The sequence below is a fragment of the Lysinibacillus sp. DFXJR4 genome (assembly GCF_057196045.1).
The window spans coordinates 23,896-49,756 of record NZ_JBXUNW010000015.1 but is presented as its reverse complement, the minus strand read 5'-3'; the positions used below and the strand labels follow the sequence as shown (position 1 = coordinate 49,756).

Sequence of the window (25,861 nt, the reverse complement as noted above, 5' to 3'; positions counted from 1 at the left end):
GAGTAAGGTCACAAAAAGAAGAAGTCAACAAAACTTTTCCAATAAGAATAATATTTGTTTAATAATGGTATTTACACTATTTTAATAGTGTTTACATTTCTGAACATATTACTCACTTATTTTCTTAATTACATTGGACTGGTTTTTATAATTGGATAGAAATAAAATTTCTTCCAATAAGTTTGATTATAATTTATTTTTTTTGCTGATTATAAAAGATAGGAAAGTTTCTATACATTTGAGGGGAGGATTTCCATGAGTTCAGAAAATAATGTTTCACGACGAGATTTTTTAAAAACAACAGGGATTGCAGCAGGTACATTAGTCGGTGGTGGAATAATCGGAGGACTTGTAGGCTATAACCTACCAGGCAAGGGAACTTCCACACAAGAGCATGGTCAGCATGGCACTACGAATGAAGCGCTTGGCTCACCAAAAGCAAAAATGTTCTTTATGAATCAGAGAGATTTCAATATTTTATCTAATGCTACTGAACGTATTTTTCCAGAAGATGATTTAGGTCCAGGAGCAAAAGGTTTAGATGTCCCTTATTTCATTGATCATCAGCTCGCAGGACAATACGGAAGTAACTCCAAAGAATACATGCACGGTCCGTTTGCTGAGGGGGCCCCAACTCAGGGCTATCAAAGTCGCCTAACACGCGGAGAGATTTTTAAGCAAGGAATCCAAAAATTTGAATCTGAAGCTCAGAAGCGCTACAAAAAAAGCTTCAATGATTTAGATGGCAAACAAATGGATGAAATTTTGACAGCCTTCCAGAAAGGTGAAGTACAAATGAGTGGAGTCACCTCTGCATTCTTCTTTACTTTATTGCGTGCAGCAACATTAGAGGGGGCATATTCTGACCCTATGTATGGTGGAAACAAAAATATGGATGGCTGGCGTATGAAGAATTTCCCTGGTCATCAAATGGCATATATATCACAAATTGAAGATCCGAAATTCCAAAAAATTGAGCCTAGTTCATTAGGTGGGCATTAAAAAAGGAGGTTAGCACATGGCAACAACATTACCGAGCGTAGACGTTGTGACAGTCGGTGTAGGTTGGACAGGAGGCATTGTCGCTGCAGAATGTACGAAGGCTGGATTGAAGGTCGTTGGCTTAGAGCGTGGACAAAAACGAGGGACAGAAGATTTTATGAGTATTCATGACGAGTATCGTTATGCAATTCGATATGATTTAATGCAAAATCTTTCAAAAGAGACGGTCAGCTTCCGAAACAATCGCAACATGAAGGCATTACCTATGCGTCAACTAGGCTCCTTTTTACTGGGCGAAGGGCTTGGGGGTTCCGGCACACACTGGAACGGTATGACATTTCGCTTCTTACCCTACGATTTTCAAATTAAAACATTAACGGACAAGCGCTATGGTCCAAATAAACTTGGACCTGATTATCTAATTCAGGATTGGGGATTGACATACGATGAGCTTGAGCCCTATTTTGACAAGTTCGAAAAAACAGCTGGTATTTCTGGCGATGGCAAAAACCCATTTAGTGGAAAACGTTCAAATCCTTATCCTACGGGACCTATGAAAATGACGCCAATGCTTCAGCAATTTGAAAAGGCGACAAAAAAACTTAAGTTATCACCCTATATGGTTCCTTCTGCAAATGTATCAGAAGTTTATAAGAATCCTGATGGAGAAACGATTAATGCTTGTCAATATTGCGGCTTTTGCGAGCGCTTCGGCTGTGAATATGGGGCAAAATCATCTGCAGAAATAACGGTTGTACCAACTGCCTTAAAATCAGGTAATTTTGATTTACGTTATAACTCCAACGTTGTAGAAATCCTCAAGCAAGGCAATAAAGTAACTGGTGTTAGATATATCGATACGATATCTGGAGAAGAATTTATACAACCTGCAAATGTCGTTGTTCTTACAAGTTATGTCTTTAATAACGCCAAGCTATTGATGGTCTCTAATATTGGAGAGCGTTATGATCCAGCAACGGGAAAAGGAACACTTGGAAGAAATTATTGCTATCAAATACTTCCTGGTGCTGCAGGATTCTTTGACGAGCAGTTTAACACATTTATGGGGGCAGGCTCACTTGGGGTGAGTGTTGATGATTATAATGGAGATAATTTCGACCATAGCGACCTAGATTTTATTCATGGCGGAAATATAGCACTGACGCAAACAGGCACACGCCCTATTGTTTCAAATCCAACCCCCCCTGATACACCCACATGGGGACCCGAGTTTAAAAAGCAGTCTATTCACTACTATACACGCTCATTCGGTATCGGTGCTCAAGGTGCTTCCATGCCACATAAAGAAAATTATTTATCTCTTGATTCGACCTATAAGGATGCTTACGATTTACCTTTAATACAGTTAACGTACAATTTTACAGATCAGGATCGAGCACTTCATAAATTTATCTCGGCTCGTGCGGCTGACATTATGAAGGAAATGGGCGCAAAAACAGTTGTCCCAAATGCTGAAATCACTGATTACAATATTGTGCCGTATCAAACAACACATAACACCGGCGGAACTGTTATGAGCTCAAAGCCAGAGGATGGGGTTGTCAATAATTATCTTCAACATTGGGATGTAGAGAATCTATTTGCTGTGAGCGCAGGAAACTTTGCTCATAATAGCGGCTATAACCCTACTGGTACATTAGGTGCACTAGCATACCGATGTGCAGAGGGTGTTGTGAAATATAGCAAATCAGGCGGTTCATTGGTGTAAAAAATATACTAATTTAAAAGGAGACGAGACTATGGGAGGACTTGGAGCGATTGGAGTACCTGGACTAATTATTATTTTAGTCATTGTTTTAATTGTATTTGGCCCGAAAAAACTACCAGAAATCGGCGGAGCTGTTGGTAAAACGTTTGCAGAGTTTAAAAAGTCCACAAAGGGGCTTATAGATGATGATGATGAGCAACCGAAAAAAACAGAAAAAAAATCTGATGCTTCGTAGGAGGTGTTCCTATGGATCCATATGAAGACAGAAAAAGAAAATATTTAAGTCCTCTTGATAAGAAAGAAGCTAAGCCTCTCACATCTGTGGAGGCTTTTGTTGAAACTCCAGCTGAAATTGAACAGGGTTCCGTGACGGATCAACCACTCTTTCCAATGGCTTCATTGTTTGAGCATATTATAGAATTAAGAAAGCAAATAATTAAAGGACTTGTCGTTTTTATTTTATTTTTTATTGTTGTATTCTCTACCATTAATATTTGGTTTCCTTATGTAACTCGGGGGCATTCACTTATTATTTTAGGTCCATTAGAGGTAGTCAAATTTTACATGACAATCTCTACCACACTTGCCTTTGGTCTTTCGATGCCATTTCTAGTTCACTTTTTGTGGGGCTTCGTAAAGCCAGGTTTAAAGGAGGAAGAAAGTCGCTTCCTTGGACTCTATGCACCTGTCATGCTTGTGCTCTTTTTAATGGGTGTAGCCTTTGGTTATTTTGTTGTAAATCCACTTAGCTACACATTCCTAGTAAGCATTGGAGCCAAAAACTTTGATGTAATGGTGTCAGCAAGTGAATACATGCACTTCTTAGTTATGACCACAGTTCCCCTTGGATTACTATTTGAGTTACCTATCGTCGCCTTATTTTTATCATCCATTGGTGTTCTCACAGCTGAATCTATGAAAAAAATCCGCGGCTGGTCTTATATTGCGATGGGTGTTGGTTCGGCTGTCATTACCCCCCCTGATTTTATCAGTCAGCTGCTTGTACTAATTCCAATGGTTATTTTATATGAAATAAGTATATATCTTGTGAAACGTATTGAACGAAAACAAATAGAAAGCACTGCGCAGTAAAGACGCAGTGCTTTATTTTTTCTTTAATTCCATGACGACAATTTCCGGCAAATTAAAAATTCGAAAAGGTACAGAACTATTCCCTAATCCTCGGCTAACGACCATCGTTGTAGAATTTTCTTCATATACACCAGCCGTATATTTTGGGAATAATCCCTGGCCTCTAGCAAAGATACCACCAATACCGGGAATACGGACCTGTCCACCGTGAGCATGTCCTGCAAACACTAAGTCAATTTCATAATTTACATACGTATTAAACACTTCTGGTCGATGTGCTAATAAAATGGTTAAAACATCTGGATGTACATTTACCATCTCTAGCATGTCTTCTGTTGTTCTACCCATTAACGGATCCTCTATACCAACAATCGCTAAGCGCTCCCCGTCGCGCTCTATAACTGTCGATTCATTGGCTAATATATGTACACCTAACGATGAAAGCACCTCATAAATTTCACTTACCTTATTAGTAGCTACCTCATGGTTTCCAAGTACATAGTAGACATCCGCTAGTTTCACTAATCCTCTAACAGCCTGCAAGCTACGCTCCAAATCATAGCGATTACTGTCAATTAAATCACCTGTAATAAAAATCAGGTCAGGATTTGTTGTCTTCACCTTTGCTATGAGTTTCTCTTGCTGTTCACCAAAGAGAGCATCCTGTAGGTCTGTTATTTGGGTAATGCGTAGCCCGTCGAAGCTAGCAGGCACTTTTTCCGATTCGAATACATGCCTGCTGACAACCAGCCAGTGATTGTTTACGTACAAAAAAATGACTATAAAAACAAAAAAGATAACTACATATAATAATTTTTTCAATCGCAATCGCTCACCCTGTGGCTACTTGTTCAGAATAATTCTGACTCTCCTATTATAAGCAAAAAACAAAGTACATGCACTTAGAATACTCAAATAGTCTATATCATATTCATGCCTATATTTATTTCCTAAGTTCATCCTCTTTTTATTGCCATCTCATTTTCAAATATATTTCATCAGCTGACATTACTTGAAATCCTAGTCTCTCATAAAGGTCTCTTGCAGGATTTGTCTGAAAAACTTGCAATATCACTGATTTATTTTCTTCTCTTGCCTTTTGCTGAAGTTGAGTAATTAGAAATGTTCCTACTCCTTTACCTTGGAAACTTGGCAAAATAGAGATATCAATAAGATGATGATGTTCTGGTAGGTTTTCTGTTAACAACCGACCTACATATTTATCATCTGAAAGAATAATACAATGGCTTGCATCTGGAAATTTCTTCCTATATGAAGTCTGCTGTGCGAACCACTGCATTTCTAAAAAGTGCTGTATTTGTTCAGCAGACCATCCCCATGAATCTATTTCTTTTCTTCTAGTAGAAACATAGACTTCATAGAGAAATGGCTCATCATCTTTCGTAATAGGCTTAAGCTCTACTCTCATCTTATCGCTCCAATCTCTTCTAAAAATCTTTAGTGATTACAATGATGGATCGCACAAAGTTATGACCCTTTTCTGGTAAGTCCCCCAGCCATCTATATGAAATTGATGATCAGCTAAGCATTCTATTTTTCTTTTTTTGCGGGACATTTAATGATAACGAGATGGTGCCCTAAGATTTTTCACCTGATGGTACCTTATCTCGCCAAGAGCAAGAACATTCATAGCCATTTGGTCCAGTTGAAGCCTTTATGCCTAATGCCTGAATAGTTGTATTAGGCGGAACATGAAGAGGCGCCTTGTCTTCAATATCCTCTGTATTCCAAATACCCCAATCTAGCTGCTTATGAAAAACTTCTAATTCATAATCTGTTGCAATTAGTTAGCATTAACGAAAAAGTCCAAGTTGCCATTTTTAACACTCTCCTCCTGTCGTTAATTTTTTCTTAGCATTGTCCATAATCGTATTGGTGTGTGCGATTCAAAATTGCGTAATCCCATTCGGATGCTCCGATTAATGTCGTCACATTATTTTTATCAGTTCGATATAAAAGAATCATTTTGCTAAAAATCCAAGGTATAACATCCATATCTTTTATCGCTCGGTGCTTCAAATTCCCTATCAATTGAGTTTTCCTCTGTTTGCTGTTGCTCTTTTGTCACATTCTGGGCAAATTTAGAATCCATTTTTGAGAATCATGCCACAATTTTAAATGTACGAGGCTTTGATTATGAGCTATTATTTCATCAAAAAGACCGTTTATCAATGATAAGAATCTGCTATTATTTTAGTAAATTCTTTTATTAAATCCACATTATTAATCTAATTGAAATCGAGAAAAAATCTTCCACACTAGCCTTTAAATTATCCTGTACAGTATAATGTGAAATACCAAGATTATAAGCAATCTCTTTTGTTGGAATTCCTCTTATAATTTCAAATACCACTTCCTTTTCCCTCGGCGTAAGGTTGTAAGCCATTATTAAAACATTTAGCATTTCTCTCGATAATGCCTCATTTATTAATAAAGCAATTTGCTGTTCTTGAAGGCTAGTTAGCATAAGTGATCCACGAATAGCAATATAACCTATATCCTTAATAGGGACTATTAAAGAAGTATTGGTATTGTAATTGGCAGCAAGTAGGTTCGCACATATTACTTGAATAGGCTTAGGTACTTGCCATTCCGTTAGGCTTTCATATTTTCTTAAAATTGATAACAATTCGTAAGCCTTTGTATTACTAGATAGTACCCTTAGTTCTTTATCAAAAATAACAATTCCTTGTTCTCCCTCTACAGTTGGAAGCCGCCCCTCAATAATATAATGATGGAACTCCTTTAACCTTTCCCCATAATTGGCATCACTATTTCTCTATTGCTACTGAATCACTTGAACATCATCAACCAGCAGGAGCCTATCATATTGAGGAATTGTTTACCATCGAAACAATAAAGAAACCTTTTACGTTTTCTTCATTGATAGAAGAATTTTCTTAATTAAAAAATGCACGATGATTATTAGAAATTTATCTAACAATCACCGTGCTTTATTGCCTTATCCGCTTGGTGTAGCTATTTTTTTTTAAGATGCAGTATTAAAACTATAGCACTTTCTCTAAAAAATCCTTTGCACGTTGAGTAGATGGCGCTGTAAAAAATTGTTCTGGTGGAGCATCCTCAATTAGCTTCCCGCCATCGAGGAATAGGATGCGATCTGCCACCTCACGAGCGAAGCCCATCTCATGTGTAACGATTAACATCGTCATCCCTGTATCTGCAAGATTTTTCATAACCGCCAAAACCTCTTTAACCATTTCTGGATCAAGTGCAGAGGTAGGCTCATCAAATAAAATTACCCTTGGATCCATTGCAAGGGCACGAGCAATGGCAACACGTTGCTTTTGCCCACCAGACAAACGGTTAGGATACTCATGGCACTTCTCAAATAGCCCCACTTTTGTCAGTAAATCCTCTGCATTTTTTATAGCAGCCGACTTGTCCATTCCCTTCACATTAATGGGGGCATATGTTAAATTTTCTAGTACTGTTTTATGAGGAAAAAGATGAAAATGCTGAAAAACCATGCCGACTTCTTCACGTATTTTCATAATATTTGTCCCTTTATCTGTTAGAACATCACCAGCAATAGTAATTTTTCCACCCGTTGGCTCTTCTAATAGATTTAAGCAGCGAAGAAATGTTGATTTACCCGAGCCGGATGGACCAATAATGGCAATAACCTCTTTTTCTTTAATTTCAGTTGAGATTCCTTTAAGTACCTCATTTTGTCCATATGACTTATGAAGATCTTCAATTCTAATCACTTTTTCTCATTCCTTTCTCGATTCGTTTACCAAGGAACGTTAAAACAAGCGTCATGATGTAATAAATTACACCGGCGAAGAGTAATGGCTCAAGGTAGCGATATGTTGAACCCCCAACAATATAAGCACGACGCATAATATCTAAGGCACTAATAACTGTTACTACTGCTGTTTCTTTATTTAATGTAATAAATTCATTGACTAAAGATGGTAAAATATTTTTTACGGCTTGTGGGATAATAATATCCTTCATCATTTTTGTATAGGGAATTCCAAGTGCTTGTGCTGCTTCCATCTGGCCTTTATCAACTGCATTAATACCAGCACGAATTATTTCTGAAATATAAGCACCTGAGTTTAAGCCGAAAGCCATAATCGCTGTTGGGATTGGTTCGATTTGAATATCAAATAGCTGTGGTACTGCATAGTAAATAATTAATAATTGTAGGACAAGTGGTGTACCTCGGAAAATAGATGTATAAAAATCTGCAAACCAACGTAAAATACGCACTTTACCAATTTTACATAATGCGAGTAACACCCCTACGATAAAACCGATAATCGAGGCACCAATTGCAATTTGAAGTGTAACACCTATTCCTTTTAGTATATAAGGAATAGAGGGAACGATAGCTGAAAAATCTAAATTCACAGCATCTCCCTCCTTTCTTGATTTCTGTTAAGAATATGAAAAGCACAAGCGATAGCCCAAAATAGAGCTACCGCAGTCCATTTATTTATTCAACTTTTTCTAACCATTTTTCTTCTAGCTCTTGAATTTTACCTTCATCAGCTAATTCTTTTAATGCTTTGTTAATTTTATCTTTTAGGTCGCTTCCTTTTGGAACAGCGATTGCTTTGAAATCTTCTGGTTGCTCTTCAACAGGGAAAGCAGCTAATTTATCATTAGTTTTGAGATAACCTTTGGCAACGCCGCCTTCTAAAACTCCGGCATCCAAACGTTTAGACATCATATCCTGGATGATTTCAGGAATTCGAGTACGTCCTTCAACAGTTGCATCTACTTTTTTTGCAATATTATTCCCTAAATTTTCTTGTATGGAAGCTGTTTGCACACCAATTTTCTTGCCAGCTAAATCAGCCTCTTTTTTAATACCGCTTTCCTTTTTCACGATAATTACTTGTTCTGTCTCATTGTATTTATCCGTGAAATCAACGACCTGTTCACGTTCTGGGTTTGGCGTCATACCTGAAATAACTACATCAATTTTACCTGCTTGTAATGCTGGTACTAGGCTGTTAAAATCCATATCCTGCACTTGCATGTCTACACCAATTTTTTCGCCAACTAATTTGATTAAATCTATATCAAACCCGATAATATCTTCACCTTTTGCAGCATCCACATACTCAAATGGTGCATAGTCAGCAGAAGTACCTACTTTTAATACTTGCTTTTGCTCTGTAGCCCCATCAGCATTTGAATTTGCACTATTGTCTTTATTTTCTTTTGCGCCACATGCAGCTAGTACACCAATTACTAGAACAAGCATAAGCAAGAAAAATTTATTCTTCATCATCCAAGATCTCCTTTTAAGTATATTTTATTGTGTATGAGAAAGTATTTCTCGAAAATAGTCGAATGGATAATTATTCATTCAAAAGAATAAAAAATCTATCTGCTAATTAAGATATACTCTTTTGAAATAATAATCAAGCTAAAGTGAATAATTTTTAGCCAAATATTATAAACATAATTTTCTGATAAGTCAATTTATTTTTAGTGTTTATTCCAAGGTACCTTTACTATTTTCCGTTTCACCAGCTTTTATCCTACAATTGTTTAATTCCCATAAAATCTCATTCAAATTGTGATAACACTAACCATTCATTTTGCGTTTCTATCCACCATTTCGGAGGTTTAATCCGCCAATTCAGTATGACTATCCAGCACTTTAAAACCTCTATCCACCAATACAAAAAAGACTGCTTGCTTTTGGCAAACAGTCTTCCTTCTATTTTTCTTCTGGAAATAGCTTAGGCTTCAGCTCATCCTCACCAGAGCCTTCTGCTAATGGAACCCGGGAGCGATAGGCAGCACGGCAGATTAAGTGCCCTGCTACAGGTGCGGTTACAAAGACGAAGAGGATACCTAATATTAGCCGTACACTTACAAAGCCATCATGCACCCAAAAATAAATGAATGCACCTAATAAACATGTTAATACCGATAACGTAGAACTTTTCGTTGCAGCATGGGAGCGTGTGTATACATCAGGTAAACGAATCATCCCATATGCGCTAATAACACTAACAATGGAGCCAATCAAAATGAGGATGACAGCCGCCCATTCAATCATTTGATTTACGTTCAACAATCACACCTCTTTCGATATATTTTGTAAAAGCGATTGTACCGATAAATGCTAATATGCCTAGTATCAAAATTGCTTCTAAATATGCCTTTGTCTTTAATACGATCGATACGATGGCGATTGCTGACAATAAATTTACACCAATAGTATCAAGAGCAATGGCACGGTCTGGCATAGACGGTCCCCGAATAACACGATACAGTGACAGCGCAATGGAAGCACTAAATAAAGCTAAGGCTAAGAGTAAAATATTTTCAATCATTAACGTGTCACCTCCATTATTGCTTGTTCGAATTTTCCTATAGAACGTATAACAGCATCCTTCGATTGCTCAATGTCCATTGCATGAATATAGAACACATCGCCCTCCTCAGAAACCTCCATCACTACTGATCCTGGAGTAAGTGTGAGTAGCAACGCAAGTGCTGTTACTTCCCAATCTCCCTTCAGTACTGTTTTATACGTAAAAATGCCAGGAGTAATTTGAAGTCTTGGCGTGGTTATTTGTCTTAATACGCTGTAGCTCGATAATAGTAGCTCCCAATTGAAGAGCCATAGTAATTTAATAATGGAAAACACACGTCGCAAATAAAATTGTGTGCCATAAAAGCGATGCAACGCATACAAAATCCCAATACCTACAATAAAGCCAATTAGGAATGTAGAAAATTGCGGAACTATCTCATCCTGTAATAATAGCCAAAGTGTTGCGATAAATAAATTTAGAATAAATTGCATTGCCATTATTTACTCACCTCACCCTGCCATACTTCTCCATCTAACACAGCATCAATATAAATCGATGGCGTATAAAGTGTTTCTGCTGCATCTGTTACAAATGGCGCCATCCACTCAGCGCCAACCCCTAAACCAATTGTGCAAACGGCCAATAATGCTAATGGCAAGACTATGCGTTTCGGTAATGGTTTCTCATCTTCTAGACTAATAATTGTTTCTCCAAAGAATGAGGAAAGAAAGATTCGTAGAAGGGAATACAAGACAATTAAACTTGAAAAAAACCCTAGACCTAATAGGATAAAATTCCCACCTTCAATTGCACCTTGTCCAATTAACACCTTGCCTAAAAAACCACTTAAAGGAGGAATACCAGCAAGTGAACACATAACAATAAAGAATAACCAGCCGAAAAGTGGATAATTCCGAATTAGCCCACTCATATTATCAATCAACGTTTCACCCGTAACATAAATCATCATACCTACTGCCAAAAATAACATAGCTTTAGCTACCATATCATGCATTAAATAATAAGTTACTCCCTGTAGTGCTGACTCAGTACCAATCGCAAGACCAGCGACTATAAATCCAACACCAATAAGGACATTATAAGAGGCAATAGTTCGTACATCTCGCCCTGCCAATGCACCCATACAACCAGCAATTATTGTAAGCCCTGCCATAATCCCGAGTGCAACATGTGTAACCTCTGGGTTGTTTGGAAATAGCAAGGTAAAGGTACGAACAAGCGCATAAATGCCAACTTTTGTTAGTAATGCAGCAAAAAGTGCGGCAATCGCTGTAGGTGGAACACTATATGAGCCTGGTAACCAGAAGAACAATAATAAACCAGCCTTCAAACTAAAGACTATTAAAAAAATAAGAGCAACAGTTGTAATAACTGGATCTGCCCCAGCCTCCATTACACGGACAGAAATATGTGCCATATTTAATGTTCCAACAGTTCCATATAAAAAAGCTAATGCTACTAAGAAAATCCAAGAGGCAACAATATTAATAAGGACATATTTTAATGCCTCCCGAAGCTGAATCTTATCGCCCCCTAAACTTATAAGCGCATAGGAGGCCAGTAACATTACCTCAAAGCACACAAACAGATTGAATATATCCCCTGTTAAGAATGAACCATTGACTCCTGCTACCATGAGTAATACGAATGGATAGAAATACATTTTTTCATAGCTACTGCCAATCGTAAACAAGGCATATAGGACACATATAACAGCGACTATATTCGCTATTAAAACAAGTAAAATGGAAAATGAATCTGCAACAAATAGAATACCAAAGGGTGGTCCCCAGCCACTAAAATCGATTCGCAACACACCCTGCTCCTGAATGGCTAATAATAATACGATACTAATTAAAACCACAAAGCTTAATGTTAATACACTAATAATGCGCTGCAGGGTAACATGTTCACGTAAAAAAACTAGTAAAATTGCCGTAATAACAGGTACGATTAATGGTAAAACAATCATATTACTCATCTGGCGTACCTCTCAATTCGTCAAAATTCCCTGAACCATTTGTTTTATAGGCACGATAGCCAAGAACAAGCACAAATGCTGTCACTGCAAAGCTAATAACAATTGCAGTTAAAATTAATGCTTGAGGCAATGCATCAGTATAGGGACCTTCTGATTCTCCTAAAAGTGGGACATCCCCTTTTTTCAGCCCGCCCATTGTTAAAATTAGGAGATGGGCTGCATGTGATAAAACCGCAGTTCCTAAAATTACGCGTAATAACTGTTTCGAGAGGATTAAGTACGTCGCAACAGCTACTAATACACCAACTAATACAAGTATTAAAGATTCCATTGGCTACTCATCCTCACTTATACTTAAAATAATTGTCACTACAACACCTACGACGGTTAACGCTACACCAGCCTCAAAAATGGTGACAGTCGAAAAGCCCATTTTCCCAAATATCGGAACCTCAATATAGGTATGTGCCTGTGTTAAAAATGGGACATCAAAAAATAGTGATCCGATAGCTGTTCCCGTAGCAAGCAATACTCCTAACGCTGCCATTTTTTTAAAATCAAATGGCATTCCTTTATGCACGGTTTCTATATCATAGGCTAAATACAACAGAACAATACCCGATGCAAGTACAAGACCACCTATAAAGCCTCCACCTGGAGCGTGATGCCCTGCAAAGAACAAATAAACGCCTAAGGTTAAAATAATGAATACGACTGCTTTCGTTACAGTACGTAAAATAACGTCATTAATTTTCATGGTCAGTCTTCTCCTTTCGTGGCTTGAGCTTCGTAAGTGTATACACGCCTAAGCCAGCAATTAGAAGAACGACAACCTCTAGCATCGTATCAAATGCACGGAAATCACCCAGTATCGTATTTACAATATTTGAGCCTCCTGCAAGCTCATAGGCATCATTGAAGTAAGTAGAAACAGGCTCAAAGCGATCAAAATGAACTACAGCTAAGCCTATCAATGTAACGGTAGCACCAACTAAAATAGATATAGTGGCATTTGACCATTGGATCTTTTTATGGGCTGATTCTGGCATTAAATCAGGTAAATATTTAAAACATAGAAGAAATAAAGCAGTCGTTACAGATTCGACAACTAATTGCGTCAAGGCTAAATCAGGAGCACGGAAAATAACAAAGAAAAAGGCAATTGAATAACCAAGTACACCATTTAATAACATGGCTGTGACACGACCCTTTGCAAAAATCATCCATATCGCAGCGAACACCATTACAAACACTAGAATTAACTCATAGGACTCAACAGTGGAATCCTTAGCAAAATCAAATACAATAGCATCTGACCAAATAAAGTAGCCAGCAATAAGCGCAACAAAAAATACATATATATAGATAAAATAATGAGTTAAATGACCTGTCATATAGCGATTAGTTAGCTTTGCTGAACCATTTTCACTCATTTCAATAAGACGATTGTAATACGTATTAAATGTATACTTTTGTGAGAATATTCGATATAAGGGCTTCCAACTTTTTAACGTTTTAAATAAAATAGCCCCAATAATGATAACTCCTAGTGTCATTAACAACTCTGCATTAATGCCATGCCAAGCATGAATATGCGGTGTAAGCTCACTTGTCGATGGGAAAGTTGGATATATACTTGCCATTGCAGGCTCTAAAATATAATGTCCTAGCATATTCGGAAAGAAAAAGATTCCCACTACCAGGATGCTTAGGATAATTGGCGAAATTAGCATACCAATTGGCGCTTCATGTGGTTTTTTATCTATTTTATCCGGCTGTAATTTTCCAAAGAATGTACGGCTTATTAAAATAAAGCTGTAGACAAATGTAAATATGCTCGCCACCCATGCGATAATCGGAAATAATAGCCCTACATCAGTGATTGAAAAGGCTTCTACATTACGAATAGCTAGCATTGCAGCAAAAAACATTTCTTTACTTAAAAAACCATTAAACGGTGGTAATCCAGCCATCGAAAAACCACCAATTACGGCAATTGTAAACGTTACAGGCATCAATGCCATTAAGCCACCTAGACGGCGTATATCACGGGTACCTACTTCATGATCGACAATACCGACCATCATAAATAACGCGCCTTTAAAAGTAGAGTGATTCACAAGATGAAATAATGCCGCAAAACTTGCCTGCGTATAAAGAATAGTATTTTCAGCATAGCCGTAATAATGACCAACCGATCCTAGTCCAAATAAACTCATAATCAAGCCAAGTTGACTTATTGTTGAAAATGCTAATAATGCTTTTAAATCTGTTTGGCGTACCGCATTAAATGAACCCCAGAATAAAGTTGCAAGACCAATCACACTAACAAGCCAGAACCAAATGGCCTCGCCGCCAAAAACAGGGGAAAAACGTGCAACTAAATAGATTCCAGCCTTTACCATAGTTGCGGAGTGTAAGTAAGCACTGACTGGAGTGGGTGCCTCCATTGCATCAGGTAGCCAAATATGGAATGGGAATTGTGCTGACTTTGTAAAAGCACCAATTAATATAAGGATTAATGCCGGCGTAAATAGTGTATGATCACGTATTACTTCTACATTAGCTATAATCTCACGAATACTAAATGATCCTGATGCCACAAAAAGCATTAAAAAACCAGCAAGCATAGATAGTCCACCAAAAACTGTAATCGTCATGGCTTTTCTCGCACCAGCTCGAGATGCCTTTCGATGATGCCAAAATGCTATTAATAAAAATGAGGACACGCTCGTTAATTCCCAAAACGTGTATAATACCATTAAATTATCTGAAAAAACGACGCCAAGCATAGCGCCCATGAATAGTAAAAGATAGCAGTAAAAATGATGAAGAGATTCTTTCGTTGATAAATAAAAAATAGAATATAAAATAACCAAACTACCTACACCAGTAATCAGTAAGCCAAATATCATACTGAGACCGTCTAGGTACGTTGTGAAATTTATATTAAAAGAGGGAATCCACTCATATGTATGAATAAACGTTTTACCCTCGGCAATTTGAGGAATATAGCGAGCGAGTAAAAGAAACAAGATGAATGGAACGGCTAACACAAACCAGCCAAGATGTGTAACACGCCTTAGTCGCCTATAAAGAAGTGGAATAAGCGCAGCGCAGACAAATGGAAAAAGTATCGCAATAAGAACTGTAACCAAATGAAAACCTCCTACTTTCGATTTCGCCCTACAGACAGTTGTTTGATTTTAATGATCCCAATAAAGTATTCCCAAATCTAATGAAGATAGTATGCTTTATTTCATAGCAATCAAAATTAACTACGTTGTTGAGGACACTTTATTTATTTCAGCTAGTACTCATTACCTACCGAAAAAAAACCAATATGAATATAGTAAAGCTAAACAAATATATCAGAAATTCCTTCGAATAATCCTTAAGGGGTTTTAGAAGATATCATGTATGATGAATTAAAAGTGAGATAAAAGGATTTTTATTGCAACTTAATTTATGAGTCAGTAAGCTTTTTATAATAGTGCTGTAAGAAAAAACTAGAGGGACTTAGAATTGGTAACTAAAGTACTTTTAAAATTGAAAGCTTATTAAAATTAAACGCAATCTTACTAAGGAATGCCAAGAGACTTGACTATCTATTTAACTCACTGCATAATAGTGTGGCATATAGAGACAATTCGTTTACATGCGCAAAATGCATAAATAAAATATGTGTGAGTTATAGAAATAAACCTAATTTCTCAAGGATTTCTCGATATATTGTCATTAACTTTTATACATTTTTAAGTATACAATATAAATGAGCATAATGCACTGTAACAGCATCAATTTTAGCTGTTTTAGGATAATTTTTTCGAAATAGACAGTGGAAATAACAAAATAACAACAAGATAAGAGGTGTCATTTTTTATGAAGCATGTGAAAGGGCGTTTAGACGAAAGTATTTTAGTTTGTGTTTATTACGGTCTTAATGGGGAACGCTTAATACGCCGTGGACATAAAATGGCTACAATGTTAGATTGCCCGCTCTATATTCTTTCGGTAGACTCACAGCCCCTTGACGCATTTGATGCAGAAAAATCTAGCTACATAGAGCAATGGAAAAAGCTATCGGATGAGCTAGATGTTGAAAAATTCATTTTATTAGATGATGAAAAACGCCCTATACAAAAAGTTATCGCAGAGGTAGCAAAGAATTTTGGAATATCACAAATAATTGTAGGTCAAAGTGCGCAAAGTCGTTGGGAAGAGATTACAAAAGGCTCATTCTTAAACGTATTGTTAAAAGAGGTTCCCTTTGTCGATTTCCATATTGTTGCTGTTCAGCGTCCAACAGATGATGATGCAAATGACATATATGAGAAAGGTGTACGCGCTTATTTGATTAAAGAGCATGAGAGCTTTAAAGTAGGATTTACATGTCCGAAATATGTATCGATTGAGGGCATTTTCTTTAAAGAAATTGGCACCGACTTTGACAATGGCATTTTTAAATTTACCTATAACGATAAAATGCATGAAGTTCATATATCAGAGGGCTACGTTATAGATAAAGAAAATCTACCAGCAGAGTTTTTATCACCATTACGTCAATAAAAAACGCGTTCTCAAATTTTAAATGTCCTTCGCAGGTTCTTTTAAAATTTTGAGACGCGTTTAATTTTTTATACTGCTGATGAAGGTTTATCCTTTGGTAAGAAAAAGGCTACTAATAACAATAATGGTAAAAGGGAAACGACCATCATCGTAAAATCTATTCCCTTATGATCCATTAAAACACCAATGACCATCGCTCCGATTGCTCCCATACCGAAAGCAAAGCCCGTTGTTAAGCCAGCCATTGTACCAATTTTTGATGGGACTAGCTCTTGTGCGTATACAACTGTCACCGAAAAGCTAATCATAATAAGTGTACCAATAATCACTAGGAATATCATAGCTGCCCATAATGGAACATATGGAAGTACCAGACAAAACGGCATCGGTACAACAACAGATAACAGTATCACATTCTTTCTACCAATTCGATCGGATAATGAACCACCGAAAAATGTTCCTACAACACCAAATGCCATAAAGCTGAAAATAAGAATTTGCCCGAGTCGAAGGCTAACATCATAATGATCCATCAAATAAAATACATAAAAACTTGTAATATTGGTTGTATAAAATGATCGTGCAAAAATAATAGTAAATAATAAAGTCAGTGCAATAACTACTTGATTTTTTGTTAATGGTGGTAAGGAGGATACTAATACACGCTTTTTCTTTGCTAAACGTTCCTGCTCTAACCTCTTTTTATACCATGTAGCAATTTTACTTAATACAACGATACCAATAGCTGCTACAACTAATACCATTGCGGCACCACGTTGACCAAAAACACTAAAAATATAGGCACTAATTAATGGTGCCAACGCTTGACCTGAGTTCCCACCCACTTGATAAATCGATTGTGCTAGCCCTCTTTTAGAGCCTGCTGCCATAAATGAAACACGAGAGCCTTCTGGGTGAAATATAGCAGAGCCGAAGCCTAAAAATAATACAGCTATAAGAATTACCCAATATTGGGTTGTAAACGCAATGATAGCAATACCTATGAATGAACTTATCATACCAATTGGCAAAGCATAGGGCATTGGCTTTTTATCACTAACAAAACCTACCACGGGCTGTAAGGCGGAGGCGAATATATTTAAAACAAATGAAATAAGTCCAATTTGTGTAAAGGTTAAACCTAAATCACTCTTGAATATTGGGAACATTGCTGGTATAACCGCCTGCATCGTGTCATTAATAAGATGGGCAACAGCTATTGCAATCATAATTGGATAGATTGGATTATTTATTTTTTCTACTGAATTGTTCATGCTGCACACCCACTTTCTAAATTTTCTCAAATTACGATAATAAATGATTATCGCATACTCTTGGCCTTTTTGCACAAGCTAATTACCGATAGCAGTGTAAGGAGTTGATGAATATGGACGATTTTTTTGAAGTTAATTTTTGGGAAATGATTCTAAGAGCTACACTTTCCTTTTTTGCATTACTCATTTTAGCTCGTATTCTTGGGAAAAAGCAGCTTGGACAGCTCACATTCTTCCATTATACAACAGGTATTACATTTGGTTCGATTGCCTCTGAAATAGCAGCACAGGCAGAGACGCCCTTTACAGATGGTCTTATCGCATTAATTTGGTGGAGTGTGTTAACCTATTTAATGACGATTATTACTATTAAATCTAAAAAGGCTCGAGTATTGATAGATGACAAACCAACCATTGTTATTCAAAACGGTCTTATTTTAGAATCTGCCTTAAAGAAAAATCGATTGCATATGGATGAGCTAACAATGATGCTTCGAGAACAGGCTGTTTTCTCCGTTCAAGATGTTCAATATGCGTTGCTTGAAACTACTGGTAAATTGAGTGTGCTTCCAAAGCCAGCCGAACAACCAGCAACTAAGCAGGATGTGAAGGCCGATGTTACCCCGCCAAGTTATATTCCAACAGAAGTGGTTTCAGATGGACAGCTTATTTATGAAAACCTAGTTGAACTTGAATTAACAGAAGACTGGCTAATGAAAAAGCTGAAAAAGCAGAATGTCCAATCCGTTGAAGATGTCTATTTTGCTCAAGTTCAAGCAAATGGTTCGTTATATATCAGTCTGAAGGATAAAGCAAGACGATCAAGCCCTTAACAGCTTGAATCGTCTTGCTTAATCAATTTTCACAATATCTAAAGGTGTAATAATTCCAATTAGCTTTTGCTGCGGCTTCCCATGCTCAGTTATTAACAATGCCTCAAATCGTCGACCACGTTCCACACCTTGCTTAAAAATATCTTCAGCCTCATAAATCGTTATGTATCTACTCACAAATTTGTAATTCACTCGGTTTTTTTCATGCATTAAAATATCATGTAGGGTTGGAATCTGCTTTGGAATTTGATTGCCTCCCATCATCGTAGCTAGCCAATTAGTAATGCCAACTGTCGTCACTAATCCTTTAAATTGATCTTTATGGTATACAGGAAACTGTGTGAATTTACGTTGACGAATAACCTTCAACACATGCCTTAAGGAATCTCTTTCCTGAAAAGCGAGCACTTTTTTTCGAAACATTTGTCCGACCAATGTAGGCTTGGCGATGGTTGAATCAATATGCTCAATTCTTTCAACTACATCAAGATGAGGCTCAGCTATCACAAATTCCATCGACGTTCGATGATGTACAATGGCATTTCTCAGGTCTGCATAGGACCTCAAATCATCTTCGTATTTCCGCACTAGTACATCCTTCTTCTTTGCCTGATCAATCAGTCGGTAAAAGGGCATGAAATCTTTGGCACCTACAATATCTCTTAACCTATGATCTATTCGATTAAATGCTGTAAGAAAACGATCGGAATTTTGTATTGTCAATTTACTAACCTTCTTTCACATGTTAGTTTTCATATTTTCCGAGTTATTTGACAAATTTCGAGTTATAGCTACATTATATGCCTAAATGACTAAGATTCCAAGAAAAGGTACAGGTGAAGTGATGAAAGAAGATAGAAATGAATAGTTCCTGTTGTTGTTTGTATAAAAGAACAAAACCCTTAGCTACGTTTTAAGATAGCTAAGGGTTAAGATTATTTTGTATAAGACAATACTGCGTTTTTCTTAAAATGCTGAAGTGCTTGTGTAGCTTCCTTCTTGTTTGTATATTCAAAAATACGAACATCTTTTTGCTCAAATACTGTAATAACCCACATAGTAAAATCCCCCATCAATTTGTTTTTGTATTATAACAATTAAGCTATTGGTAATATTTTTATCTAACTGTTTTATAACAACTTCTAACTTGATTCCTATTCTACTCCGATTTTTTTAAAAGAAAAGTGTTATGTGAGGGGTTTCACAAACTGTTCACATTCAAAACGCTTTCATTGAACAGTTTGTGAATTTACTTTATTTGAAGGGATAAAATGATTGAATAACCTGAAATTTATTCATCCTTGCCTAGTTTAAGGTTGCTGCAAAAGGATTCAATGATGTCTCGTTCATCTTTTGGCAGTGCATCATATTCTGTCCAATGATCTGCTGAGAGTTCCTCTAGTTCTTCATAGCTGACTTCTCTTGTCAGAACAGTTCCATTAACCTTGGTGGCAAATTGCTCCGCGGCCTCACTATACGTAAAAGCAAATGCCTGCTCTTCATCTGTAGTAAGCATAGAATCTTCATCTGACCCGTGATAATAGCTGTTCCCCAGCTGTACTATATAATAGATAATGGATGCCATCTCACACCTCCCTTTCATTCAAGCTGTGCATCAATATGTATTTTTAAATCCATTAAAAAACTATATACTATACAACAAAAAAGGACTAGCACTTTATTTTGCTAGCCATGTCACCCTTTTTTAAATTGCTCTAAATCTTTGTCATTGCAGCATTTTTCTTCATGGTCCATATTCCTAAAACGATACAAGCTATAAGTAGTATAACCGTAATTAATATACTCCACCAATAATCCGACATTTCCATCGTACCACGGATAAGCTGTACACCATATCCCGGAATTTTCCACGGTGATATAGTCCAAAATGAGCCCACCAATGCATCTATAATCTGTCCAACAAAAATCACAATGAACGTAAATGCTGTGGCAATAGTTGTTTTAAAGGCTGCACTCATTAGAAGTGTGACCGCTAGTACAAATACCAGCCAAACATAATAAGTACAAAAGCTTGCTAGAAGTGTTGCTATATCAAATGATCCATATAAAATGACTGTGTAATAAACACTACCTGTAAAGCCTGCTATAATACTAACCAAACCTATAACACTTAAAACCGTAAGCTTGCTTAGAAAATATGCAGCAAATGAAATTGGACGTACATATAAGAGCGTCGCCATTCCATTTGCGCGCTCCTTACTAATTGCTCCAACAAAAGTAGCCATTATCACTAGTAACCCTATTGTTTGAAACTGTCCAATAGAAGCTTGTAGTAAATCGGCAGGCATTAACTCTGGCAGTAACATTTCAAATCCTTCTGGTACATTTCCAACAGCATTTAAAATATCCATCATATAATAGTTTGTCAGTGGATCACTCATACCTAGTAATGCGAATACAAGAGGTATCCATAAAAACTTCCTGCTTCGCCAGGCTTCTCTAAATTCCTTTTGCAGAAGTACGTTAAATCCTCTCATATTCTTTTCGCCACCTTCATAAAAATTTCTTCAAGTGATGCCGTTTGTCTTTCCACTTTTCTGATTTTATAAGGGGCATTACTTAAATATTGCAGTAACTGCTGCATACTTGGCTTCTCATCAATAATTTCTATATATACAAAACATCCCTTGATTTTGCCTTTCAGCTCATATTGCTCAGTAAAATGTTTTGCCTCTTCTTCGGAGCTAAATTCTATGACATAATGGAGCTCATCAAAGCGCTGGCGTACCTCTCGCAATGTTCCTTGCTCTACTAATTTGCCATCACGTAAAAATAATAGCTGATCTGTCATTTCCTCTGCATCATTTAAAATATGTGTGGAATATAAAATAGTCGTTTCTTGCTGTAAGCCCTTTAATAAATCAAGAACTTCCCTTCGTCCTACTGGATCTAAGGCAGAAACAGGCTCATCTAATAACAGTAATTTAGGCTTATGCACAATTGCCTGAGAAATGCCAAGACGTTGCTTCATACCACCTGAAAATGTAGCAATTTTCTTATTTAAGTCATTACCCAACCCTACAAATTCAAGCGTTTTTTGTGCATCTTTTTTAGCGCTTTTAGCGGGGACTCCATTTAATTTTGCAGCCATTTCTGTAAACTCTATCGCACTTAGCCAAGGATGAAATTGTGGATATTGTGGTAAAAAACCAATGTTGTCTCTTACCTCACCATTCTGCAACTTTACACTTCCAAAAGTTGGCTTTAATAGGCCGGTTAACATTGATAAAGTTGTTGTTTTCCCTGCACCATTCGGTCCAATCAAAGCTGTTGATGTATTTTCTTCTAGTGTGAAATCAATATCATCCACTACAACTTTTTCTGCAAATTGCTTAGTCAGACCTGTTACTTTAAGCAATATTGTCATGTTTGTTTTCTCCCAACAATAAAGTATGCAATGGGTCCAAGTAGATTAACAAAAACAATTATAAAAACCCATAAAATCTTAGGACCATTCGTTGCGTGAATTTTTCGTAAGTCAAATAGAGCTACAATCATTAAAATTAATTGTACGATGATTAGTGGTGCTATGATTGCCCATGGAATATTCCCTAACTGCTCTATCATACTGATCACCTCAATTTGTTGTTATACCACTACTATAACAAATTTTGTTCTAATATGTATAGAACAAAATTAAGGAAACACCATTATAAGAAAATGCCAATCTATTTAGTTATGTTTTTGCTAAAAAGGACCGTTTTATAGAAATAAAAAAGAAGTACCAAAATACTTTATGGTACTCCTCTGATCATTATTTATATAGTTTCCGCAAAGCATCCGCCATTTTTGGACGGATTGTTACTTGTGGTCGTGCCTCCTTTACAGCCGCTTCAGCCACCTCTAGAGAGCTTGCAAATCCAAGCTCCATCAATACTGCTGTGGCTGCAACACCTGCTCGTCCACCGCCACTTCCACAATGAAAGTATACCTTCTGTCCATTCTCATAGGAAGAAATGATTTCATCGGCTACCTTTTTTATAGATGGTGCTACCTCTAAATCATCATCAGCTATCGGTAAATGCTTGTACAGATATGCAGACTCATTCTGTTCTTCTGGGGTAAGGCCATTTACCCGAACATCTATTACAATATCAACGGACTCATGCTCAAAAGCCGCTTCAGCATCCTTTGCCCCACCGAAAAATAATCGATCCTTCACTAACACATCATAGTTCTTCTCCATTTATAGACCCTTCACATGATTATTTAAGCAAATGCTTAATATCATCATAATAAGGAAGAGCTGTTAAAGCCCCCGCTTTTGTTGCCGCTAAAGCACCTAGCTTATTGCCAAAGCTTACACAACGAATTAGTTCCTCTTCTGTTGTAGGTAAGCCATTGTAATGAACATCACGTAATACACCAGCCATAAAGGCATCCCCAGCACCTGTAGTATCCACTGGTACTACCTTCTCTGTTGGTACATAAATCGTCTCACCATTTAATACCGCATATGTCCCGTTTTCACCAACAGTTACTAAAATAATTGGCACTAGGTAGCTGTTTAAATACTCAATTCCCTGTGCTAAACTTGTTGTCTCTGTAAGGAAGAAAAGTTCATCATCTGTGACCTTTAAAATATCTACCTGTTCAAAAAAAGATGTGACTGTTTCACGGCAGATTTCCTCACTGCTCCAGCGTAGAGGTCTTATATTCGCATCCATCGCAATAATAGCCCCTTTTTCTTTAGCCATATCAACTGCAGCACGTGTTGTTTCAAGTGCTGTGGGATGGAACATCGTACCTGAGCAAACAGTTAACGCGGAGGCATGTTTAAAAGCTTCTTCATTCAATTGAGACGCTTCTACTTGTAAATCTGGCGTCTCATCGACATAATCTTTAAAAATTCGCTCACATGCTTCAGTTAAATGTACATAGACACCACTTACACGTTTTGCAGGGTTAAAAACTGCATAATCCAGAGTCACCCCTTCTTGTGCAAGTCCATCTCTCACAAATTGTGAGCCCTCGTCATCCCCTGTAATGGTAATTAATGCAGATGGCGCACCAATACGGCTAATACCCGCTGCCACATTTACAGTCGCCCCACCCATATATTTAGTAAAAGATGTATTTGTTACATCATCAGCAATATAGTCAATAAAAGCATCTCCATAGACTAATATAAAATCCTTCTCATCCTTTGTCATTGTTGTCCTCCCAAAAGTCTATTCATTATAGATTAACATGAAAATAGTTGTCGCATAAAGTGAAACTTCATGAGGATGCCTTTCCTTAATCCTCCATAGTGATGGGCTTATGTATCAATTATGCCTCGACATAACGCTGAAGGAAGTTAAAGTTTTCTGAAAAATAGGAATGCGAGCATCCTTGACTTAAAACTTGAGTCATCTTCTATCTTTGTTATACTTGCCTATAGAAAGGTAGGGATTTTGACAATGAGTATAACAATTCGACAAGCGCAACCACAGGATGCCCATGCCGTTGTTCCATTAATAATGGATGCTATTGGTGATATTGCCAATCGTTTAACTGGTGAACAGACAGAGGAAGCTGTTAAACGAGAATTAACAAACCTTTTCAAGCGTGAAGATAATCGACATTCTTATTTAAATACTTATGTAGCCATTGAGGATGAACACGTATTAGGAATTCTTGTTTATTACAATGGCGAGCAGGCTATTGAGATGGATGCTAACCTTGTAAAATGGCTGAAAGCTAAAAATGCGCCTTCTATTATCATTGATCAAGAGGCTCACGAGGACGAGTACTATATTGATACAGTATGTGTTACATCTGAGGCTCGTGGTAAAGGAATTGGTACATTGCTGCTTCAATATGCAGAGGAACTAACAAAGCAGCGAGGCTTTAAAAAACTATCGTTAAATGTTGAAACTCAAAAAGAAAATGCACGTCGTTTGTATGAACGTTTAGGCTTCGTCATTACAGAACCATGGTCAATTATTGATGAACCTTTTCATCATATGGTGAAGCAAATTTAGGAAGTGAATCGCAAAAATATGAAAACTAATTTACTATATCCTCTACTGATTGTTATTGCCTCTAGTAGCTATGGAGTACTGTCGACAATTGTCAAAGTAGCGATGCAACATGGCTTTACATCAGCGGAGGCTGTATCAAGTCAATATATTATTGGCTTCATACTGGTCCTCACTATTTTTTTAATAACACAAAGACAATTACCCAAGCCATCGAAAAGCGGGCTAGCTATTTTGGTTTGTGCAGGACTGCTTACTGGAACAACAGGTATTGTTTATGGGGAATCATTAAGATATCTACCTGCTTCTTTAGCAGTTGTGATGCTCTTTCAATTTACCTGGATAGGTCTACTGTTGGATTGTGCATTACATAAACGGTTACCAAGTCGTCCTGAAGTGATTTCTCTTATTATTTTATTTGCAGGAACCATTTTAGCTGCTGGTGTGTTAAATGTGGATCTAAGTGGCATCCCAATAAAAGGGTGGCTGTTTGGCTTTGCTGCTGCATTTAGCTTTGCTTGCTTTATTCAATTTAACTCACGACCTGTGGAAGGTATTACTACTACTGCCCGTGTGTTAATTGTATCCTTCGTTGCACTTATTTTAATTAGTATCTTCCTGAACCCTGAAATTATATGGAATGGAAAATTATTCGTTCAAGGCTTATGGAAGTATGGATTAGCTTTAGGGCTTTTGGGCATTATTTTGCCAATTTATTTATTTTCAATAGCCATTCCGAAAATTGGTGGGGCCCTTGCCTCCATATTAAGTGCCATTGAACTTCCTGTAGCAGTTACAGTTTCCGTTATTGTTCTACATGAACCATTAACTGCTATACAAATATTCGGTATAATTCTTGTCATTGTCGGGATGATGCTTCCTACAATTCTTACCCAACGTCGACAAAAAGACACTTTTTTAGAACCAGTTAACAATAAAAACGCATAATTTAAATGAAGCTCCTTAAAAATGGTTTAGCCCTTTTTAAGGAGTTTTTTCGAATTTTGTAATGATGGCGTTGATAACCAATATTTATTTAGT

General features: G+C 37.0%; 31 protein-coding genes. 8 read left to right on the top strand and 23 right to left on the bottom strand.

Going from position 1 to position 25,861, the window contains the following annotated elements; translation table 11 throughout:
* Positions 1-255: 255 nt before the first annotated feature.
* From AC2CGN_RS20670 to tatC, 4 genes are read left to right on the top strand one after another with little or no spacing between them, the layout of a single operon-like run.
* Positions 256-1,002: a gluconate 2-dehydrogenase subunit 3 family protein gene (locus AC2CGN_RS20670; protein ID WP_283870328.1), complete on the top strand. Its 747-nt coding sequence runs from the start codon at positions 256-258 to the stop codon at positions 1,000-1,002.
* A 16-nt stretch (positions 1,003-1,018) separates the two neighbouring features.
* Positions 1,019-2,731, top strand: coding sequence for a GMC family oxidoreductase (locus AC2CGN_RS20665; RefSeq protein WP_484515952.1), 1,713 nt, complete (start codon positions 1,019-1,021; stop codon positions 2,729-2,731).
* 31 nt (positions 2,732-2,762) lie between these two features.
* Positions 2,763-2,966 carry a twin-arginine translocase TatA/TatE family subunit gene (tatA, locus tag AC2CGN_RS20660; protein WP_286926337.1) on the top strand — a complete coding sequence of 68 codons (204 nt, stop codon included), beginning with the start codon at positions 2,763-2,765 and terminating at the stop codon, positions 2,964-2,966.
* Positions 2,967-2,977: 11 nt separating this feature from the next.
* Positions 2,978-3,823 (top strand): twin-arginine translocase subunit TatC, encoded by an 846-nt coding sequence (gene tatC / locus AC2CGN_RS20655; protein ID WP_429989302.1) that lies wholly within the window; start codon positions 2,978-2,980, stop codon positions 3,821-3,823.
* A 12-nt stretch (positions 3,824-3,835) separates the two neighbouring features.
* Here the strand turns inward: tatC and AC2CGN_RS20650 are convergent, their stop codons facing one another.
* The 14 genes from AC2CGN_RS20650 to AC2CGN_RS20585 form a co-directional block, all read right to left on the bottom strand.
* The gene (locus AC2CGN_RS20650) at positions 3,836-4,645 is read right to left on the bottom strand and encodes a metallophosphoesterase (RefSeq protein ID WP_484515949.1); all 810 of its coding nucleotides are present in this window, start codon (positions 4,643-4,645) and stop codon (positions 3,836-3,838) included.
* Between the two features lie 145 nt (positions 4,646-4,790).
* Entirely contained in the window at positions 4,791-5,252 is a 462-nt protein-coding gene (locus tag AC2CGN_RS20645) for a GNAT family N-acetyltransferase (RefSeq protein ID WP_484515948.1), read from the bottom strand.
* A 443-nt stretch (positions 5,253-5,695) separates the two neighbouring features.
* On the bottom strand, positions 5,696-5,839 hold the full coding sequence (locus tag AC2CGN_RS20640) for a hypothetical protein (protein WP_484515946.1): 144 nt from the start codon (positions 5,837-5,839) through the stop codon (positions 5,696-5,698).
* Positions 5,840-6,053: 214 nt separating this feature from the next.
* Positions 6,054-6,473 carry a helix-turn-helix transcriptional regulator gene (locus tag AC2CGN_RS20635; protein WP_484515944.1) on the bottom strand — a complete coding sequence of 140 codons (420 nt, stop codon included), beginning with the start codon at positions 6,471-6,473 and terminating at the stop codon, positions 6,054-6,056.
* Positions 6,474-6,852: 379 nt separating this feature from the next.
* On the bottom strand, positions 6,853-7,575 hold the full coding sequence (locus AC2CGN_RS20630; protein ID WP_484515942.1) for an amino acid ABC transporter ATP-binding protein: 723 nt from the start codon (positions 7,573-7,575) through the stop codon (positions 6,853-6,855).
* Positions 7,568-8,227 (bottom strand): amino acid ABC transporter permease, encoded by a 660-nt coding sequence (locus AC2CGN_RS20625; protein WP_283870317.1) that lies wholly within the window; start codon positions 8,225-8,227, stop codon positions 7,568-7,570. The genes AC2CGN_RS20630 and AC2CGN_RS20625 overlap by 8 nt, the downstream gene beginning before the upstream one ends.
* 85 nt (positions 8,228-8,312) lie before the next feature.
* Positions 8,313-9,113 carry a transporter substrate-binding domain-containing protein gene (locus tag AC2CGN_RS20620; protein WP_429983635.1) on the bottom strand — a complete coding sequence of 267 codons (801 nt, stop codon included), beginning with the start codon at positions 9,111-9,113 and terminating at the stop codon, positions 8,313-8,315.
* A 438-nt stretch (positions 9,114-9,551) separates the two neighbouring features.
* Positions 9,552-9,911: a Na+/H+ antiporter subunit G gene (locus AC2CGN_RS20615; RefSeq protein WP_427539505.1), complete on the bottom strand. Its 360-nt coding sequence runs from the start codon at positions 9,909-9,911 to the stop codon at positions 9,552-9,554.
* On the bottom strand, positions 9,889-10,173 hold the full coding sequence (locus AC2CGN_RS20610) for a Na(+)/H(+) antiporter subunit F1 (protein ID WP_286926357.1): 285 nt from the start codon (positions 10,171-10,173) through the stop codon (positions 9,889-9,891). Before AC2CGN_RS20610 ends, AC2CGN_RS20615 begins: the two co-directional genes overlap by 23 nt.
* Entirely contained in the window at positions 10,173-10,655 is a 483-nt protein-coding gene (locus AC2CGN_RS20605; protein ID WP_484515939.1) for a Na+/H+ antiporter subunit E, read from the bottom strand. Before AC2CGN_RS20605 ends, AC2CGN_RS20610 begins: the two co-directional genes overlap by 1 nt.
* On the bottom strand, positions 10,655-12,160 hold the full coding sequence (locus tag AC2CGN_RS20600) for a Na+/H+ antiporter subunit D (protein ID WP_429989304.1): 1,506 nt from the start codon (positions 12,158-12,160) through the stop codon (positions 10,655-10,657). Before AC2CGN_RS20600 ends, AC2CGN_RS20605 begins: the two co-directional genes overlap by 1 nt.
* On the bottom strand, positions 12,153-12,491 hold the full coding sequence (locus AC2CGN_RS20595) for a Na(+)/H(+) antiporter subunit C (RefSeq protein WP_286926359.1): 339 nt from the start codon (positions 12,489-12,491) through the stop codon (positions 12,153-12,155). Before AC2CGN_RS20595 ends, AC2CGN_RS20600 begins: the two co-directional genes overlap by 8 nt.
* 3 nt (positions 12,492-12,494) lie before the next feature.
* The gene (locus AC2CGN_RS20590) at positions 12,495-12,917 is read right to left on the bottom strand and encodes a Na(+)/H(+) antiporter subunit B (RefSeq protein WP_429983632.1); all 423 of its coding nucleotides are present in this window, start codon (positions 12,915-12,917) and stop codon (positions 12,495-12,497) included.
* Positions 12,907-15,318 carry a Na+/H+ antiporter subunit A gene (locus tag AC2CGN_RS20585; RefSeq protein WP_429983631.1) on the bottom strand — a complete coding sequence of 804 codons (2,412 nt, stop codon included), beginning with the start codon at positions 15,316-15,318 and terminating at the stop codon, positions 12,907-12,909. Before AC2CGN_RS20585 ends, AC2CGN_RS20590 begins: the two co-directional genes overlap by 11 nt.
* 724 nt (positions 15,319-16,042) lie before the next feature.
* On the opposite strand from AC2CGN_RS20585, the gene AC2CGN_RS20580 reads away from it, so the two are divergent.
* Positions 16,043-16,729, top strand: coding sequence for an adenine nucleotide alpha hydrolase family protein (locus AC2CGN_RS20580; protein ID WP_283870310.1), 687 nt, complete (start codon positions 16,043-16,045; stop codon positions 16,727-16,729).
* Between the two features lie 68 nt (positions 16,730-16,797).
* Here AC2CGN_RS20580 and AC2CGN_RS20575 read toward each other — a convergent pair whose 3' ends face one another.
* Positions 16,798-18,003, bottom strand: a complete 1,206-nt coding sequence (locus AC2CGN_RS20575) for an MFS transporter (RefSeq protein WP_484515936.1) — start codon at positions 18,001-18,003, stop codon at positions 16,798-16,800.
* Between the two features lie 113 nt (positions 18,004-18,116).
* Here AC2CGN_RS20575 and AC2CGN_RS20570 point away from each other — a divergent pair, with 113 nt between their 5' ends.
* Positions 18,117-18,836, top strand: coding sequence for a DUF421 domain-containing protein (locus AC2CGN_RS20570; RefSeq protein ID WP_429983628.1), 720 nt, complete (start codon positions 18,117-18,119; stop codon positions 18,834-18,836).
* An 18-nt stretch (positions 18,837-18,854) separates the two neighbouring features.
* Here AC2CGN_RS20570 and AC2CGN_RS20565 read toward each other — a convergent pair whose 3' ends face one another.
* The 8 genes from AC2CGN_RS20565 to AC2CGN_RS20530 all read right to left on the bottom strand — a co-directional run bounded on the left by AC2CGN_RS20565 (position 18,855) and on the right by AC2CGN_RS20530 (position 24,010).
* Positions 18,855-19,559, bottom strand: coding sequence for a CBS domain-containing protein (locus AC2CGN_RS20565; RefSeq protein ID WP_286926364.1), 705 nt, complete (start codon positions 19,557-19,559; stop codon positions 18,855-18,857).
* Positions 19,560-19,771: 212 nt separating this feature from the next.
* Entirely contained in the window at positions 19,772-19,894 is a 123-nt protein-coding gene (locus AC2CGN_RS20560) for a hypothetical protein (protein WP_283870306.1), read from the bottom strand.
* Between the two features lie 233 nt (positions 19,895-20,127).
* Positions 20,128-20,421 carry a hypothetical protein gene (locus tag AC2CGN_RS20555; RefSeq protein WP_484515933.1) on the bottom strand — a complete coding sequence of 98 codons (294 nt, stop codon included), beginning with the start codon at positions 20,419-20,421 and terminating at the stop codon, positions 20,128-20,130.
* A 130-nt stretch (positions 20,422-20,551) separates the two neighbouring features.
* Positions 20,552-21,334 (bottom strand): ABC transporter permease, encoded by a 783-nt coding sequence (locus AC2CGN_RS20550; protein WP_286926366.1) that lies wholly within the window; start codon positions 21,332-21,334, stop codon positions 20,552-20,554.
* Positions 21,331-22,224: an ABC transporter ATP-binding protein gene (locus AC2CGN_RS20545; RefSeq protein ID WP_429983626.1), complete on the bottom strand. Its 894-nt coding sequence runs from the start codon at positions 22,222-22,224 to the stop codon at positions 21,331-21,333. The genes AC2CGN_RS20550 and AC2CGN_RS20545 overlap by 4 nt, the downstream gene beginning before the upstream one ends.
* Positions 22,221-22,424, bottom strand: coding sequence for a PLDc N-terminal domain-containing protein (locus tag AC2CGN_RS20540; protein ID WP_286926368.1), 204 nt, complete (start codon positions 22,422-22,424; stop codon positions 22,221-22,223). The genes AC2CGN_RS20545 and AC2CGN_RS20540 overlap by 4 nt, the downstream gene beginning before the upstream one ends.
* A gap of 187 nt (positions 22,425-22,611) precedes the next feature.
* The gene (locus AC2CGN_RS20535; protein ID WP_484515930.1) at positions 22,612-23,043 is read right to left on the bottom strand and encodes a protein-tyrosine phosphatase family protein; all 432 of its coding nucleotides are present in this window, start codon (positions 23,041-23,043) and stop codon (positions 22,612-22,614) included.
* A 19-nt stretch (positions 23,044-23,062) separates the two neighbouring features.
* On the bottom strand, positions 23,063-24,010 hold the full coding sequence (locus AC2CGN_RS20530; RefSeq protein WP_484515928.1) for a carbohydrate kinase family protein: 948 nt from the start codon (positions 24,008-24,010) through the stop codon (positions 23,063-23,065).
* A gap of 249 nt (positions 24,011-24,259) precedes the next feature.
* Between AC2CGN_RS20530 and AC2CGN_RS20525 the strand changes: the two genes are divergently transcribed.
* Together AC2CGN_RS20525 and AC2CGN_RS20520 are read left to right on the top strand one after the other, a co-directional pair.
* The gene (locus AC2CGN_RS20525) at positions 24,260-24,823 is read left to right on the top strand and encodes a GNAT family N-acetyltransferase (protein WP_286926371.1); all 564 of its coding nucleotides are present in this window, start codon (positions 24,260-24,262) and stop codon (positions 24,821-24,823) included.
* 18 nt (positions 24,824-24,841) lie between these two features.
* Complete coding sequence (locus AC2CGN_RS20520) at positions 24,842-25,768, top strand: EamA family transporter (RefSeq protein ID WP_429986494.1); 927 nt, start codon at positions 24,842-24,844, stop codon at positions 25,766-25,768.
* Positions 25,769-25,861: the final 93 nt, after the last annotated feature.